14 protein-coding genes are annotated in these 13912 nt (G+C 53.5%); 7 read left to right on the forward strand and 7 right to left on the reverse strand.

Annotated elements, in window-relative coordinates:
* Positions 1-58 precede the first annotated feature (58 nt).
* On the forward strand, positions 59-844 hold the full coding sequence (locus tag ACQ66Q_RS01665) for an SAM-dependent methyltransferase (RefSeq protein WP_430455198.1): 786 nt from the start codon (positions 59-61) through the stop codon (positions 842-844).
* Entirely contained in the window at positions 844-1341 is a 498-nt protein-coding gene (locus ACQ66Q_RS01670) for a GNAT family N-acetyltransferase (protein WP_430455199.1), read from the forward strand. Before ACQ66Q_RS01665 ends, ACQ66Q_RS01670 begins: the two co-directional genes overlap by 1 nt.
* A 9-nt stretch (positions 1342-1350) precedes the next feature.
* Here the strand turns inward: ACQ66Q_RS01670 and ACQ66Q_RS01675 are convergent, their stop codons facing one another.
* From ACQ66Q_RS01675 to ACQ66Q_RS01695, 5 genes are all read right to left on the reverse strand, one after another.
* Positions 1351-4434, reverse strand: coding sequence for a transglycosylase domain-containing protein (locus ACQ66Q_RS01675; RefSeq protein WP_430455200.1), 3084 nt, complete (start codon positions 4432-4434; stop codon positions 1351-1353).
* Between the two features lie 86 nt (positions 4435-4520).
* Positions 4521-5474 carry a hypothetical protein gene (locus ACQ66Q_RS01680; protein ID WP_430455201.1) on the reverse strand — a complete coding sequence of 318 codons (954 nt, stop codon included), beginning with the start codon at positions 5472-5474 and terminating at the stop codon, positions 4521-4523.
* 78 nt (positions 5475-5552) lie between these two features.
* Complete coding sequence (locus tag ACQ66Q_RS01685) at positions 5553-6035, reverse strand: FKBP-type peptidyl-prolyl cis-trans isomerase (protein ID WP_430455202.1); 483 nt, start codon at positions 6033-6035, stop codon at positions 5553-5555.
* 75 nt (positions 6036-6110) lie between these two features.
* Entirely contained in the window at positions 6111-6458 is a 348-nt protein-coding gene (locus ACQ66Q_RS01690) for a hypothetical protein (protein WP_430455203.1), read from the reverse strand.
* A gap of 92 nt (positions 6459-6550) precedes the next feature.
* On the reverse strand, positions 6551-7447 hold the full coding sequence (locus ACQ66Q_RS01695; RefSeq protein WP_430455204.1) for a zinc-dependent peptidase: 897 nt from the start codon (positions 7445-7447) through the stop codon (positions 6551-6553).
* 112 nt (positions 7448-7559) lie between these two features.
* Here ACQ66Q_RS01695 and upp point away from each other — a divergent pair, with 112 nt between their 5' ends.
* The gene (gene upp / locus ACQ66Q_RS01700; RefSeq protein ID WP_430455205.1) at positions 7560-8213 is read left to right on the forward strand and encodes a uracil phosphoribosyltransferase; all 654 of its coding nucleotides are present in this window, start codon (positions 7560-7562) and stop codon (positions 8211-8213) included.
* Between the two features lie 25 nt (positions 8214-8238).
* Here upp and ACQ66Q_RS01705 read toward each other — a convergent pair whose 3' ends face one another.
* Entirely contained in the window at positions 8239-9498 is a 1260-nt protein-coding gene (locus ACQ66Q_RS01705; RefSeq protein WP_430455206.1) for a DUF3422 family protein, read from the reverse strand.
* A 250-nt stretch (positions 9499-9748) separates the two neighbouring features.
* On the opposite strand from ACQ66Q_RS01705, the gene ACQ66Q_RS01710 reads away from it, so the two are divergent.
* Positions 9749-10594 carry a sterol desaturase family protein gene (locus ACQ66Q_RS01710; protein ID WP_430458522.1) on the forward strand — a complete coding sequence of 282 codons (846 nt, stop codon included), beginning with the start codon at positions 9749-9751 and terminating at the stop codon, positions 10592-10594.
* Positions 10591-11211, forward strand: coding sequence for a LysE family translocator (locus ACQ66Q_RS01715; protein WP_430455207.1), 621 nt, complete (start codon positions 10591-10593; stop codon positions 11209-11211). The genes ACQ66Q_RS01710 and ACQ66Q_RS01715 overlap by 4 nt, the downstream gene beginning before the upstream one ends.
* Before the next feature lie 33 nt (positions 11212-11244).
* Here the strand turns inward: ACQ66Q_RS01715 and ACQ66Q_RS01720 are convergent, their stop codons facing one another.
* Entirely contained in the window at positions 11245-12510 is a 1266-nt protein-coding gene (locus ACQ66Q_RS01720; protein ID WP_430455208.1) for a hypothetical protein, read from the reverse strand.
* A gap of 179 nt (positions 12511-12689) precedes the next feature.
* Here ACQ66Q_RS01720 and ACQ66Q_RS01725 point away from each other — a divergent pair, with 179 nt between their 5' ends.
* Both ACQ66Q_RS01725 and tpx read left to right on the forward strand, forming a co-directional pair.
* Positions 12690-13322, forward strand: coding sequence for a methylamine utilization protein (locus ACQ66Q_RS01725; RefSeq protein WP_430455209.1), 633 nt, complete (start codon positions 12690-12692; stop codon positions 13320-13322).
* Between the two features lie 30 nt (positions 13323-13352).
* Positions 13353-13850: a thiol peroxidase gene (gene tpx, locus ACQ66Q_RS01730; RefSeq protein ID WP_430455210.1), complete on the forward strand. Its 498-nt coding sequence runs from the start codon at positions 13353-13355 to the stop codon at positions 13848-13850.
* Positions 13851-13912: the final 62 nt, after the last annotated feature.

Here is a 13912-nt window from a genome sequence, read left to right on the forward strand (position 1 = left end):
TCGTAGCATCAGATTATCTCTGATAAAAACGATACCAGAATATCGCAATGGACATAATATGCAAAAAGAAGGACGTATAGTGATTTTGGGCACCGGGATTATGCTTGGTGCCCACATCACCCCAGTGGCAAAAAGCCATCTGCAGGCGGCTGATGTGGTATTTGCTGCGGTGACCGACGGGATCACAGAGCAATGGTTGCAGACGATGCATGCTGAGGTCCGCAGCTTTGCGCCACTGTACGAATTGGGCAAGTCCCGCCATGAAACTTATCAACAAATGATTGACCTGATGCTGACCGAAGTACGGGCCGGCAAGTTTGTGGTCGGCGCTTTTTATGGACATCCCGGCGTGTTTGCCTATGCGCCGCATAAAGTGATTGAACTGGCGCGGCTGGAAGGCTACGAAGCGCAGATGCTGGCGGGCATCAGTGCGGCAGATTGTCTGCACGCCGATTTGGGGATTGATCCGGGCCGGGTCGGTTGTCAGTATTATGAAGCCAGCCAGTTTATGTTCTATCAGCGCGTGGTGGACCCCAGTGCTTATCTGGTGTTATGGCAAATAACCTTGGCCGGCGATCGCAGTATTGCCCGATTTGATACCGGCGCGGCTGAACTGCAATTACTGGTTGAACTATTGTCCGGGCATTATCCGGCGGAGCATCAGGTGGTGATTTATGAAGCCGCCAGTATGCCGTTTGAACAGCCGCGGATGGAATGGATTGCTCTTGGCGATTTACCGGCAGCGCGCCTGACGCTGAAATCAACACTGGTATTGCCGCCGTCCCGGTCACTACAGAAAAACTCCCAAATGTTGGCGCGGCTGCAAGCGTTGCAGGAGCGCTGATGCTGTCGGTTGTTGATTTTGCTTTGCAACAGGCTGGTTGCCGACTTCGGCCGGTCTGTGCAGCCGATACTCTGGAACTGGCTGTGATTTACACTGACACCCGCACTCAGCAGTTTGTCGGGCAGCTACTGTCGCAAACTGAAGCTGTAGCCCGTATTGAAGCCTGCGTCAGGGCAAATCAACAACCACAGCGACAAAAGTTCTATCTGGCACTGGAAAACCCTCAGCAGCAACTGGCTGGAATGCTGGCCGTGTTTGATATAACACCCGCCACCGGCACCCTGGAGCTGGGGATTATGCTGTTACCAGATCGGCAGCAGTCTGGTCTGGCCAAAATCGCATACAGCGCGCTGATGCAACGCGCGCTGATACTTGGTTTCGAAGTGCAGGTAAGTATCCATCCAGAGAATCTGGCTGCAATACGCTTGGCTCGTCAATGCGGTATGCAGCTGCTGCAGAGCACAGCCACAGCGCTGCGTTATCGCTACTGTGGCTGATTTGAATCTTTAACGCGACGGCGATTGACACATCGGGCTGGTTTTCACCACATAGGGCCGTAAAATTGGTGCCATGCCTTTGAGTACCTGCAGCGGCAGGGCAGAGGTAAAGCTGAAATCGTCAGCACCTTTACCAGGCACAAAGGCTGTCAGGGTGCCGAAATATCTGTCACCGAGATAAAACACAAAAGTCGCAGTGCGGCTGGTTGCCGTCGACGCCACTGTTTTACCGCGGATCACTTGCGTCGCGACCCGGTTGTCGCCGGTGCCGGTTTTGCCGCCAACCTGGAATAGCGAGCCATCAGTGTTAACAAAACTGCCGTTTAACCGTCGGGCAGTGCCGTCAGCGACTACCTGACCCAGCGCTTTTTTCAGTGCGCGTGCCACTTCTGGGCGCATCACGCGCTCGCCGGCGCTGGCATTAAAACCAAGCTGCACTTCATACGGCGTATGGGCGGCAAAATGCAGACTGTCGATGCGGATGGTCGGTAAGCGCATACCATCGTTCTGAATGATCCCCATCAGTTCTGCCAATGCCGCCGGGCGATCACCGGAACTGCCGAGTGCAGTGCCCAGACTTGGCACCAGATGGTCAAACGGATAACCAAGTTTGGCCCAACGCTGATGGATGTCGGTAAAGGCTTCTACTTCCAGCATGATGCGGATCCGCGCATCACGCGCTTTGCGGTTCGGCGTTTTGAACAACCAGCGATAAACCTGTTGGCGCTGCTCGGCGCTGGCGTCTATCACTTCTTTCATCGTGGCTTGCGGATGGGTGTTCAGGTAATTCAGTACCCACAGCTCCAGCGGGTGCGCACCGGCGATATAACCCTGATCCGGCAGACTAAATTTACCAGGACCGTATTGGGCGTACATATCCTGCAGTTTTTTATTGGTCAGGGTGGCTGCATCCGGCAGTTTGGTGCGTAAAAACGCCGCGAAGTCGGTAAAACTGGCATCCGGCAGCAAATAGCGATGCACCGCGGCCAGCCGATCCGGCGTTTGCTTCAGACCATCAAAAAAGGTCTCCAACCGCTGTTCCATCGGTTTTTGCTGGTACTTGCGGAAGAAGCGGCGTAAGAATTCGCTACCTTCTTTGTCGACGAACTTCCGCAGGTATTCTTCCCGTTTCGGGTCGTTGTCGGCCCGTAATAATAACGATGTGCTGCCTTGGGTCTGGTAACTGCTGGCAAAACTGACGATGTCACGCAGTAAACGGACAAATGGCAGGTTATGCGACTGCTGCAGTGACTGGCGGATAGTAGGTACTTTGCCGTCTTCGTCTTTATTAAAGTTGTTAAACACCTGCAGACCACCGCCGGTAAAGAAGCGCTCCGCCGGTGACGCCGAATAGGTGCGCTCCAGCGACGCTTCTAACATGGCCGGTAAACTGCGATCGGCGGTGGTTGCCATATAATTGGCGGCCCAACGCGTAATATGGTCGTTCGGTGCAATGTCCATCGTCAGCAGACTGTCTGGCAGCTCATCAACAAACGCCTGATGCAGCTCGGCAATAATTTCCAGATAGCTGGCTAATACCCGCAGCTTGGCGGTGGAGCCGAGTTCCAGTTTGCTGTGCTCATTTAAATCAAACGGCTGATCGGTACTGTCGGTCTGTACCCGAACCCTGTTAGCGTCGGCGGTCTTTTCAAACAGCGTAAAGCTGTACAGCACATCGCCGGTGCGCGTTGGCGCCAGCAAGCGTTCACCAATCAGACCGTGTTGTGCAGCGGTATTCGGATTGGCCAGACTCTTCAGGTAAGCACTGACTTTTTGCTGTACATCGCCATGCAAAGTACTGTGCGCGTTTAAATCGAGCCGGTCTAAATCGTACATCGACTGGTTCAGCAGGTTGCCCAACCGCAGTCTGGCCGCATTAATGCCTTTACGGCTGTCGGCTTCGTCTTTGGCTTTATTTGGTTGCAGCCGGACAAATGTCAGCCGCTCGTTCAGTGCTTTGTCGCGTAAAGCAGCATCGATAATGCCGGCGCGTGCCAGTAAGCGGATATGGCTGTCGGTCAGCTCTTCCAGATCGGCATGGCCTTGCAACAGATAATAAGATGGCCGGCGCTGTGCAATCATCAGTGACAGCATCTGGCGGAAATAACGCGCCCGCTCAGCGGCGTTTTCTGCTTGTTCCGGTTGGCTCAGCAGCAGGTTAGCGCGTTCAAAATCAGTCCCAAACCAGGCATACAACGCATCACCGACACCATGTACTTCACCATGACCTGGCGCGGAAGACAGCGGCACTGTGTTGAGGTAATCCTGCACAATGCGCGTACGCACGGCCTGGGTATTCGGGCCATGTTGATAAGCGCGGATCGTGCCGGAAATAATCTGAATGGCTTTATCTTCGAAATTCTGCGTCAGCCCCATTGGCGAGTGACGGAATTTTTCGATTTGCGTTGCAAGCGTCGAGCCACCAGCGGACTGCCCGCCAATCGCCAGAACTTTACCCACCTGACTGACAGCGGCCATGACAAAGCGCGGCCAATCCATCACCGGGTTGGCGTGCGGCGGGATAGTCAGCAGATTGCGGTTCTCAATAAACAACAGGCTGTGCGCCACCAACAATGGGATCTGCTGTGGCTGGCGATATACCCGTTGTGGGTAATTAAAATCAAAAATAGTTTCGTTGCGGCAATCGGCCAGAAACAGACCACTTTGAACTTTCTCCCGGTAAGGCGGGAAAAAGCCCTGGGCGGCAAAACCCTGCATCGCCGGCGAAAATTCAGCCTGGGCTCGGACGACAAAACCGCGTTCGGTCAGGCGGGGCAGCAGTGCAGGTAGTTTGGTGTAACCATGGCGTTCATCAAATGGGCCGGCAGTGGGGTAGATGACCTGAGTCGTCGGCCCATTCTGCAATTGCCAGGTCAGTGTTTTGGCATATTCGCTGATTGGTTTGGCGCTATACCAGGCCGTGCGCATTTCAAATGCGGCCAATACGGCGAGCGCGGCCAGTAATAACAACAACAACACCGGAATTAACGAGCGGCGCTGTACCGTCACTTCTGGTTCGGCAGTTGACACCACAGCTGGTTGTTCCCGGTAATTATCAAACTGAATGTTTTCTAAAGGAAGTTGCGGTGACAACGGCTGGATCCATGTGCTGAACTGAAAAAACAGCCGCAGATTTTAGCCTGAAGCGCGTTTGATTGCAGCTTATATTTATCCTTTCCTCAGCGGGTTTGTTCTGGTGGATAAGGTGGCAAGTCGTCGCCAAACCAAAATTGCAGATTTTGCCGTAACGCCTTGTCTTGCCTGATATTGTTGATGATAGCGTTAACCCGTAGCACGGCGAGCTGCCCCCAGTTACTGTCCGGACAGCTGACGGCGCCTGCCAGCAACTCTTCAAATCCGGCGATAGGCAGAAAAACCAATGGTTCAGCCGAGTGCCGATCGTAGTACTGTAAGCTGCTGACGTAATCCAGCGTCGCATCGAGTTGATGCTGGCCAAGCATTTGTAAATGCAGCATGGTGGCGTCTTTACCTGTATCGACACTGATGTGATTCGGGCTGGTGAGCCGGTGTTTATCAAGTAACGGTTGCAATTTGCCATAACCACGCTGCGCCGGAAAACCAAACCGCAGCTCACTGGCCAGTAATTTTTGCAGATCAACCGGGAGGCCAAAACGTTGGCGAATGGTCTCGACCAGATCTGGCCGGGTGATGATGCCGTGAGGCCGGTAGTAATGGGTTGGCTTGCTGAACAAGCGGCCTTTACGGTCTTGTGAGGCCGGCACATACAAGGCACAGGGGTAACACAGCTGTTCTTTGGCCTCGATGCGCTGCCGAATGCGGGATTGTGGTTCGGTCAGCGGTTGATGACGAACATCCGGCAGATAAACCTGTAATCGCTGTACTAATAAGTCACAAAAACCTTGCCCCTGATCCGGCCCTTCCAGAATATGAAATGGTGCTTCCGGAGTCATGCCCCATTGCAAGCGGAACTGGCGAGCGCTGCTTTGTTGGAGCAGTGATAATTGCTGTTCTGGTTGTAATGCCGGCAGCTGTGGTGTCGTTTGCTCGACGGGCGGTTGCGTGGTCGCGTCTGCATCTGCGGCGCTCAGCCGATATAAATTCAGGCCGAACAGCACGAGCGTCGCCACAATCAAACTAAACAGAATTTTCATAAAGCAGACAGGCTAGCTAAGCGTTTTACAAGCCTAGCATAGTGGCTGCATTATCAGCCACTTGCCAGTTTTTAAAGCTTAGTGATGGTGATGGCCACCAACGCCATGCGCATGTCCGTGTGCGACTTCTTCGGCGGAAGCGGCGCGGACCGAGACAACTTTTAATTCGAAAGTCAGTGTTTTGCCTGCCAGCGGATGATTCACATCAACGTCCGCTTTAAACATGCCCATCTTCACAATCTTGACCTGACGCGGACCCTGTTCTGTTTCGATCACTGCAGTCATGCCAGGCGCCCATTTTTTTGCGCCTTTTAAATGTTTGACCTGAACGCTCTGAATCGCGTTTTCGTCACGCTCGCCATAAGCATCTTTTGGTGCCACCACCAGCGTTACCTCGTCACCAGCGGTTTTACCGGCAAGTGCCTGTTCAATCGCTGGTAGCATATTTTGGTGGCCGTGCAGATATAACATCGGTTCGCCTTTGGCGGAGTCTTCAATCAGATCCTGAGCTTCTGACACACGGTAATGCAACTGGACGACGCTGTCCTGGGTAATGATCATCGGTAATTTCCTGCTTGTCTGTTTCGCGAATGAAAGGCGGCGATTATACCAAGTTCGCCGCCCGGCGAAACCCGCTTAATGATCACAGTCATGGTGATGGACATGGCCATGGCGTCTTTTATGGCGTTTGGGTTTGTGCCAGTGCCGTTGTTCCTGGTATTCCCGCACTTCAACAAACCGCACCGACTGGTGACAGGCGCCATAATGGTGGCAGTAGCGGCCCCAATCGCGCTGATGCGCATAAGGCGCTTCGATCACTACAATGCGATCATAGTGTGGATAAGGATCTGCGACCCTGACATGACCATGTACTCCTGGCAGCACCTGACCATACAAATTAACTTCAACATTCGTTGCATGGGCAGGAGTCATCAGGCCAATCGCGCTGAACAGACCTACCAGCAAACCTATTGATTTGAACATAACGCCTCCAAAGTGACATCAGCAGTTGCTGATATAACCAATATGGCGGGTTCATCTGAATTGATTCTGAATAGCCGGGTTGCTGCGTGTTGTCAGTAGTTTAAACGATGTGCCGCTCTGGCGGGCAGTTCCGCTTGTTGCAGCGGCCAGCTTTGTGGGTCGAGCTGAAAAAATTGCTGCATCAGCTGGTACAGCCGGGGCTGGCATGAGGCCAGATAGGCCGGCATTTCAAAAAACAGCTCACTGAGCACGGCAAAAAACTCGGCTGGATTGGTTGCTGCATATGGGTCAATCCACGGCGCGAACCCTTGCTGCAGATCATGTTGCAAGCGGGTATACGCGGCTTGCATCTGTGTACTCCAGTCTTGCTGCAGCTGCGCTGTTGGTAACGGCGGGAAGCCGTTCACACTGCCGGTTTGCTGGTCCAACTGATGGGCAAACTCATGCACGACCAGATTGCGGCCATCGTCAGCGATAGAGGCACCGGCCAGCGTATGACGCCAGGATAAAATCACCTGGCCTTGTTGCCAGGATTCGCCTTCGCGCCACTGCATGTTGTTGTGCACGACGCCGGCAACATCGGGCCTATCTTGCTTGACAGCAAATGCGTCCGGATAGACCAGCACCTGACGCAGGCCCGGATAATCATTGACTGGTAGTTTTAACGTCAGCAGGCAGGCTTGAGCCGCAATCAACACCCGCATCGGCTCGGTCACAGTCAGGCCATCGCAACCAACAAACTCGACTTCGGCGATAAAACGCTGAATTTGCCGGCGTAGTTCCTGCTGCAAATCGGCCGGTAAGGCGCGATACAACGGCCAGCGCTGTTGCAATAATTTACGCCATGCCCGCGGAAAAGGCTGCTGTCGCAGTAATTGTCGCCTGTGCTTGCGGCGCCAGGCCGGATACAGGATCGCAGCAATCGCCAGTAAAGTGATCAACAGCAGTGACAGCAACTGACTGTTGTTTTGTAAAAATTCCGCTAGCATAGGGAGTTAACAGTTCCGGGGGCTTTTCTTACAGATGGGCGTGCCGAACAACTTTTTCAAGTTCAGTGGCGATAATCCCGTCAGACAGCGCCGTTCTTTTGGAGTACTTCATATGCATCTTTTTGAGTTAAATCAGCAGCTTTCCGTAGCGCAAAGCCTGCTCGCGCAATTGCGTGACCCGGATATCCAGCAAGATCGCTGGCGCTTTCGCCATAATTTGCAGCGCCTTGGCATGTTGTTGGCGTATGAACTGTCAAAAACGCTGCAATATCAAAGTTTTCCGCTGCATACGTCGCTGGGCGTCGCTAAAGCTGCCGATCTGGCCCAGCAACCGTTACTGATCTGTGTGATGCGCGCCGGCCTGCCGTTTTATCAGGGCTTTTCCGATATTTTTGATCAGGCCGACAGTGGTTTTATCGGTGCTTACCGTCAGGCCGAACAGGCCGGTATGGATCAGGATATTTTCCTCGGATATAGCGCCAATCCGGCCATTGACGGTCGGGATCTCGTGTTAATTGACCCGATGCTGGCCACCGGTTCGTCGCTGCTCAAAGTCTGGCATTTGCTGCAACAAAGCGGCACACCACGCAGCCTGCATATCGCCGCTGCCATCGCGGCTCCGGAAGGACTGGCACTGCTGCAGCGAGAACTCGGCAGCGCAGCCTATTTCTGGATTGGCGCCGTTGACGAACGCCTGAACGAACAGGCTTACATAGTGCCGGGACTGGGTGATGCCGGCGACTTATGTTTTGGCGATAAAGGCTGAGCTGTTGATCGACGCCATCACCGGCTCAGTTACTGAGCTGATGATGGCGGTGTAACCGGTACAATAAAAAGCTGACACCAAGCACCACCAGCGGCAGACTCAGGCTACGACAGCTCTCCAGCGGCAACGCCGGCCACCAATAATGCAGTGACTCCAGCGCTTTATCGACCAGCGCTATCGCGTAATAGCTGATCGCCACCACCGACACCCGTTCTACGGCGCGTTGCAGACTCAGCTGCAGCCTGACTCTTTTGTCCATCGACGCCAGCAAATCGGTGTTCTGCCGCTCCAGTTGCAGGTTGATCCGCGTGCGCAGCAGCTCGGTTGAACGGCCCAAGCGGTTGGACAAACTGCGTTGTCGGCTCTGTACTGACTGCGCGGTGCGAAAAGCCGGCGTCAGCCGTCGCTCAGAGAAATCCTGTAACGTCATCATGCCGTCAACTTGTTGTTCTCTAAGTGCCTTTAAGCGATCCAGCGTCAGTTGATAATAAGCCGCACTGGCGTCGAGCCGGGCGCTGTTATTGGCGATCAGGTGTTCAGTCTGCGCGGATAACTGACTGATCTCGCGCAGTAATTGTTCGTCTGAGCCTTGTTGTTGTTCGATGCGCTGAGTGATATCAGACAGCTGTTGCTCCAGTAAATGCAGCTGACTCAGCGTCTGGCGGCTGATTGGCCAGCCGAGCAGACTTAGTTTGCGGTAATTACCGAGGTCAAATAATTGCTGCACCAGCCGCGCCAGTGCAGAAGGCGACAGCCCGTGATCGAGCAGCAACATGCGGCCGGCGCCTTCCGGATGTTTACGAAAATCAGTCCAGACCCGTGCTTTGCCATCGGCCAGCAGGCTCGACATACAATGTTCGGCTGCAAACAAAGTACTGGCAGTCTGTTGTTCGGTCCCGGTCAGAATTTGTAGCTGGACCACCCGAAATAACTGACCGGGCAGCGGATTAAACCAATCCAGGCTTGGCAGGAAACTAAGCGGATCTTCAAATCCGCTGGATTGACCGGGTTTAATAAAACTGTAAGTGGAGAATTCGGAATGCCGCTCCCAGCGCAGCATCACGTTGCCTAAATCCAGATTTAAATCGACATCGCCATCGAGCAGTGCCACACCATACTGATGGGCCAGCTGTTGCAGATGTTGGAATTCATGGCTGCGAGATGCCGGCGACAACGTCAGCATCCAGTGGCAGATCCGGCAGGGCGCCTGTAGCGCAGGGAAAAAGCGTTGTTGTAATTCTTTTTCCAGTAAATCGCGTTGCGGATGATTTTTCAGATCCAGCATAAGTCCTCCTCAGCGGATGCTTCAGCCTGACCTGCTTATGTGTCAGCCTGACGACATCCTGTGCTGCAGCAAGTGCCGTTCCAGAAAGATAATTTTTTATCGTATTGATTTTTAACATTAAAAAATTATCTGCCTGAATAGTCATCCGCCGCCGGTACCAGTCTGGTGCAGCAATAGCCAAAAAAGGTGCAGCAGGTAAAAGCGGCATGTTAGAGTAAAAACTTCGGTTTTTAGCGGTAGTGTGGTGTACATGGTTCCGGTAGAAGTGATCCTGATTTTGTTAAGCCCGGTGTTTTTCCTGTTTATCGGCTTCGAGTGGTATCAAAGTGTCCGCCGCAAGCTGGCGATTTATCAGTGGCGAGATTCATTAGCGAATATGGTCCTGGCAGCAATGCATCAGGCCGGTGATGCACTGTCTTTACTGCTGTTGTTACCGCTGTTTTATTGGCTACATCAATATGCCTGGTTGGATTTACCCTTTACGGCAATGAATTTGCTGCTGTTATTTGTGCTGCAGGATTTTCTGTATTATTGGTTTCACCGTGCCTCACACCGGGTGCGCTGGCTCTGGGCGTCGCATGTCGCGCACCACAGCTCGCGGCTGATGAATTTCAGCACGGCTTTTCGTCAAAGCCTGACGTATCCGTTATCCGGCATGTGGCTATTCTGGCTGCCTTTGGTGTTACTGGGTTTTGATCCGAAGCTGGTACTGGCGGTGGTTGCCATTAATCTGGGTTTTCAGTTTTTTGTGCATACGCGCTGGGGCAAACACTGGGGCTGGCTCGGTTATGTGCTGAACACGCCGGCCTGGCACCGCGTCCATCATGCCTGCAACGATGTTTATATCGACAAGAACTTCGCTGGCGTCCTGGTGATTTGGGACCGTTTATTTGGCAGCTTCGAGCCGGAACACGACGCGATCCCGTGTCGTTATGGCATCACCGAAGATTTTGAGTCGGTTAATCCGCTGACTATTACTTTTCATGAATGGCGCTGCATGCTGAGCGCTGCCCGCGACGCAAGTGGCGTACGCGCTAAAATTCAGGTGTTGTTTGGTCCACCGCGGCCAGACCCACAGCAGGAGTCTGTATCTTGATCAATCTAAGCCTGATGGGCTTGTTTATTCCGACTTTTTTATTTGTTTCCATCACACCGGGCCTGTGTATGACGCTGGCTCTGACCGTAGGGATCAGCCAGGGCGTGCGCCGGGCACTGTGGATGATGGGGGGGGAACTGCTTGGGGTTGCGTTGGTGGCAATGGCGGCGGTGCTTGGCGTCTCGGCATTGTTACTCGGGATGCCGGGCTTATTGACCGCATTCAAATGGCTGGGCGGCGCTTACCTCGGTTATCTGGCGCTGCAGATGTGGCAGAGCAAAGGCAAACTGGCGATCCCGGAGCCGGGGCAAGCGCAACAAAGTTCGCGCCGTGAACTGTTTATGCAGGGTTTTATCACCGCAGTGTCTAACCCCAAAGGCTGGGCTTTTCATATGGCGCTGTTGCCGCCATTTATCGACGCCAGTCTGCCGTTTTGGCCGCAGCTGACTGTGCTGCTCGCTATTATTTTACTGCTGGAGTTCGCGTCGCTGCTGTTATACGCCAGTGGCGGCAAAGCGCTGCGGGTGCTGTTTATGCAGGAAGGCAACGCCCGGCTGATGAATCGCATCGCCGCAGCGCTGATGTTTGGTGTTGGTGTCTGGCTGGTGTTGTCTTAACGTGCGCAGCGGCACTGGTCTTCACAACACGCTTTAGTCAAAACGCCAAATCAGCGTCAGTTGACTCTGATAAAAATTGCGCTGTAGCGGCCAGTTGGCCCACTGTCCGCGCGACGCCTGATGACTGTTCAACCGGCTGAATTCGCCAAGCAGAGTCCACTGTGGCGAAAGCGGATATTGCAGCGCAACAGTCCAGGTGTGACCGCGGCCGCTGTTATCATCACCCACGGTCTGATCGCGGTCCCATTGCTGCCAGTGATCATAACGCACACTGGCCTGCCACAGATCTTGTTGATAATTCAGCAACACAAAGGCCGCACGATAATCCACCAAGACGGTGTCATAGCCCATTTCGGTATGACCATCGAGCCACTGGCTGACCAGACGCCATCTTTCACTCAATTGTTGCTGCAGGGCCAACTGATCAAATCGGTTTAACCAGGCATATTGCCCTTTGGCCAGTACCGTCGGATCGGCCTGATTGTCATAGTGGTAAAGCCGAATTTCAGTCTCCTGCTGATACAGATAATGCAGTCCACCATACCAGCCGGTGTGTCCGTCGAGTTCCTCAAATGGTTCCACCCAATCAGGCTGGCGTTCCAGTGGAAAACGCCGCAAGCTCGGGTAATGGGCAAAATCAATCCGACCACCGATGCGGGTTTGCAGGTTATGCACGGCAAATCCACGCCAGGAAATCAACGTACCGAGCGGGTCGTTATCACGAAACGCACCAAGCACACCTTGCCAGCTGTGGTTGGAGGCAAAACTGCGGCCCGGCCGGCTCAGGCTCAGCTCCAGTGTTTTGGCGCGCAACTCTTCGGCGTACCAGCTGTTGATCGCCGAAAAAGTGCTGGTGTAAGGCGAACTCCAGACGACGTCAGTATTTTCCAGCGACAATGCCGGATAAAACCAGCCCGCGCGGGCTTTGAGACGATAACCGTCGATGGGCAGCGGCTGATATTGCAGCCAGGCTTCAGTGATACCGCTGGCCGCGTCCAGTGCCGCTTGATGACTCAGATGCAGCCGGGCAGAAAACGGGCTGTCGCTGTTGATTTGCACGGCAGCGAGGATTGGGCCTGTGGTCAGCCGATCATCGCTGGTCGCTAATTGTCCGGTACCATGTTGCCACCAGGGGCCCAGATTGTTGTTTTGTTCGCTATGTTGTACCCAGCCAAATTCTGCTTTGGCTTGCAGTTCCAGCCAGGATGTTAACTCAGCGGTCTTACCCGGCGCGGCCAGCAGCATAGTGGTTGTGATCAGACAAAGCCGAGAGAAGGCGCGATGCTGTAATGTGCTCATGCTGAATTCCGGGAAGACACCAAATAATTGTAAAATATACCCTTTGTTGCGGGCAGACTAGAACAATGTCGGTAAAATTTCCGCAGTCTGATAGATTCCAGACTGTTATACTGCCGGCTGAACCAGCTGGCCATCAACTGCGTAACAGCACCCTGTTGGCGTATTCCCGGAGCAACCAGATGACCTTTCTGAACAAATTGCTGTGTTGTGCCTGTCTGCTGCAGGCCACTGTTACTGTGGCTGATCCGCTGCAAATCCGCATTACCGATCAACAGGGCGTGCCACTCGAAGACGCGGTGGCTGAACTGCAGTTACCGAATCCGCCGCTATTAAAAACGCCGGCCGAACTGGCACAAAAAGATCTGACTTTTGTGCCCTTTGTCTCGGCAGTGCAAAAAGGGACTGCCGTTGAGTTTCCAAATCAGGACAAAACCCGCCACCATGTCTACTCATTTTCGCCGGCGAAAGTATTTGAACTGAAGCTATACGCCGGCAAGCCGGAAGCACCGGTCTTATTTGATAAATCCGGTATTATTGCCATCGGCTGTAATATTCATGATTACATGCAGGCGTATGTCTATGTGGGCGACAGCCCATATCTGGCGGTCAGCCGCTCTGATGGTTCTGCTCAGTTTGCTGATGTCCCAGCAGGTAACTATCAGCTGAAAGTCTGGCATCCATGGCAGGACAGTGATGTCGCGCTGCAAGCGCTGACATTGCCGGCCACTGGCGCTATTGAAATTAAACTGCCGGTGACCCGGCAACAAAAACCGCAAAAACCGAAAAAAGGTTTTGGCAATTCATATAACTGAGTGTGACTCGGCAAATTATAAGGAACCGATATGGCGACCGTAACATTAAAAGGAAATCCATTTCAGACCGTTGGCAATCTGCCAGCGGTGGGCAGCCAAGCGGCTGATTTTGTGCTGACAGGCGCAGGTTTGGCCGACGTGTCTCTGGCTGATTTCGCAGGCAGTCGTCTGGTATTAAACATTTTCCCAAGTGTTGATACGCCGACTTGCGCCACATCAGTGCGCAAATTTAACCAGGCGCTGAGCAGCCTGCAAAACACCAAAGTGTTGTGTATCTCGGCCGATCTGCCATTTGCTCAGGCGCGTTTTTGTGGCGCTGAAGGATTGGAATCGGTACAAAACGGTTCAAGCTTCCGCAGCAGCTTTGGTCAGGACTATGGTGTGACATTTGCTGATGGTCCGTTACGCGGCCTGTTGTCCCGTGCAGTTGTGGTGATCGACACTGACGGTAAAGTGCTGCATACCGAGCAGGTTGCAGAAACGGCAGATGAGCCATCCTACGACGCGGCACTTGCTGTGCTGGCCTGAGCGATATCCGTCTGATCCAAGAGCAGCCTTCGGGCTGCTTTTTTTTGTCAAAAATCCAATGA

This window comes from Rheinheimera sp. (genome assembly GCF_965283995.1).
Lineage (GTDB): Bacteria > Pseudomonadota > Gammaproteobacteria > Enterobacterales > Alteromonadaceae > Pararheinheimera.